At 67.5% G+C, this 2,630-nt stretch carries 2 protein-coding genes; one reads left to right on the forward strand and one right to left on the reverse strand.

Features of this window, described 5'->3' with window-relative positions; genetic code table 11:
* The coding region (locus ACESLR_RS11980; RefSeq protein WP_373067782.1) for a pyruvate kinase at positions 1–1,444 on the reverse strand (1,444 nt) is incomplete at its 3' end.
* 500 nt (positions 1,445–1,944) lie between these two features.
* Between ACESLR_RS11980 and ACESLR_RS11985 the strand changes: the two genes are divergently transcribed.
* The coding region (locus ACESLR_RS11985; protein ID WP_373067788.1) for a GNAT family N-acetyltransferase at positions 1,945–2,630 on the forward strand (686 nt) is incomplete at its 3' end.

Genomic DNA, 2,630 nt, shown 5'->3' on the forward strand with positions numbered 1-2,630 from the left:
CTTCCATCAGCACGCGCATGTCCCCTGCACTCTCGACGAAGGAGAACCCGACCAGGTCGGCATGGCGCACGACGAAGTCGAGATCGGCCAGATCCTTTCCGCTCAACGGACCGAGACCGAGCTCGGCACCCGGAAGGTTGATCCCCTTGTCGGCGCGCAGCCGGAAACCGTCGGGCGCTGCGTGTGTCACCCGCAGAGAGACGAAGTCCGGCCCCGTTTCCTCCACCATCGCGCCGAGACGCCCGTCATCGATCCACACGGCCTGCCCGACACACAGATGCGGCAGAACCCGGGATGCGGTAATGCCGACGCGCGCCGGCTCACGTTCGTTTCCCTCCGCGTCCAGGAGTGGCGGACGTCCGGGAAGCTCGGGTCCCGTAAGCTGCAGGAGATCCCCGAGATGCAGGCGGATCTTTACCGGGAGCCGACGATGCCCGCTCAAGCGCACGGGATCGACCGTCACCCGGGCCCAGCGATCATCCTGCCACCGCATCAGCCGCATCGCGGTATCCGGGCCGATCATGCTGGTCTTGCTGGCGCGCACGAGCCAGCCCAGCCCCCCGAGTTTCCGTTCCACCACCAGGCGGCGGTTCCGACCGCGCAGATCGGTGAACTGCAGACGGTCGCCCGCTTCCATCGCGACGAGGACCCAGTCCTCGGCGACCAGGCAGACGTCCGCAATCCCATCGGGCAGTGCGTGTTGCCCGGCAGCCGACACCAGGGCCACCCTCACCGGTTCGCGCACACCCGAAGCCGCGGCCCGTCGCGGCCGCAGGCGGGTCGAGGCCGGCGCATCCTCCAGTGGCCCGGTACGGATCTTGTGGCCGGCGAGATCCATCAGTATCCGGCAGCCCCGGCCCAGGCTCGCCTCCGCGTTGCGGATGTTCTCGATCATGCGCCGCCAGACCGGCAGATCGTCGTGGGCGCAATTGATGCGAGCACAGTCCATGCCGGACTCGAGCAGGGCCCTCACAAGACCCTCATTCGTGGCTGCCTCGGCCGGCATCGTGACCATGATCCGCGCCGTGCGCCGCGGCTGAGGCGGCCCGAAGACCGTCCTGGCATTGATTGCCAACAATTCGTTACCGGCATCGAAGCCGGGGACCGCCGCAGGCTCCAGCATCGGGTCGGGTTCACCGCACAGTGCGGTGAGGACGCCGATCACCTGATCGATGCTCGCGAGCACGTGGGCCTCGACCCGGCCGAGCGACGACAGGCCCTGCCGCGCCAACCGGAGCTGCAGCGGCCGCAGGTCCCGGCAGCGCAGCGCGAGGTAGTCGGCCAGGTTGCGGGCGCTGACTGCATAGTCTCCGTCGACGTCCGTCCGTGCGAACCAGCGCAGGCGCTGGGCCGCGCCTGCCAGGACTTCCTCGCGCAACGCAAGCATCTCCGAAAGCAGGGCCCGGTATTCCACGGCCGGGCCGGCCGGGTCAGATTCGATCATGGGCGCGGTGTTTAGCATGACTGAATGACAAGGCGATGACTGTTTGGTGACAAAGGCCTGCAACGCGGAAACGATACTCTCCCGCCCCGCGAGGAAGGGAGCCGACGAAGGGCCAGGAGGCGCCCACCTAGCGTGAAGGTCGCGCGCCGCGCCCCGGACGCGCTATTGCTTTCGAGACCGGCCCCTGGCTGGACAGTCTACGGTCTGTCGCCCCGGGTTAGCGCTATGGAGTGCGGGAGCTTGCTCACGCCTTCACGCGCGGAAGCTTGCTTCCGCAACGGGAGGCGAGCCTCCTGCAGGGCAAAACGGCGGCAAGCCGCCGCACTCCATACCGGGCTTACGCCTTCATCGTCCGGGGTGGCGCGGTGCCATGACAGTTGGCGAAGGCCGGCGTAAACGAAGGATCGCGGGCTCAAGATTCACAGCGCTGTCAACTAAATTTCAAGGGCCTGTCACCATGCGCCCCCAAGCTATGGGGTCTGTAACCCAAGAGGATGTTCATGCCGCAACTCGCTGAATACGGGCCCTGGGCACCGGCTCCCCGTCAGGCCCTGGTCACCGAGCTGGCCTCCAGCCCGGCCGATGTACTCGCCTGTCAGCAGCTGCGCTACCGGGTCTTCGCCCAGGAGATGGGCGCGCGTCTGCCGACCGCCGATCGCGGTATCGATGCCGATGGCTATGACGCATTCTGCCGCCATCTGCTTGTCCGCGAGGTCGATACCGGTGAGGTCGTGGCCAGTACCCGCATCCTGGTTTCGGACGACGCACCCGCCGCGGGCGGTTTTTACTCCCAAGGCGAATTCGACCTCGGAGCGCTGGTGGATCTTCCCGGCCGGGTCATGGAGGTCGGACGGACCTGCGTGCGCGCGGACTACCGCACGGGCTGGGCCATCAACGCGCTCTGGACCGGCCTGGCAAGGGTGATGACCCGGGGAGGTTTCGACTTCATGATCGGTTGCGCGAGCATTCCCTTTGCACCGCATGACAAGGCAGCACATGCGCTGCTGAAGCAGCTCTACGCGAAGCATCCCTCGCCGCCGCAGTACCGCGTCCATCCCCGCCAGCCGATGCCCGCCACGCCCGGCGCGTCCGCCTCACCGGCGCCCCTGCCACCCCTGCTGAAGGCATACCTGCGGCTGGGCGCGAGCATCTGCGGCGAGGCCTGCTGGGATCCGGACTTCGGGGT

It is taken from the genome of Thioalkalivibrio sp. (assembly GCF_041685615.1).
Lineage (GTDB): Bacteria > Pseudomonadota > Gammaproteobacteria > Ectothiorhodospirales > Ectothiorhodospiraceae > Thioalkalivibrio.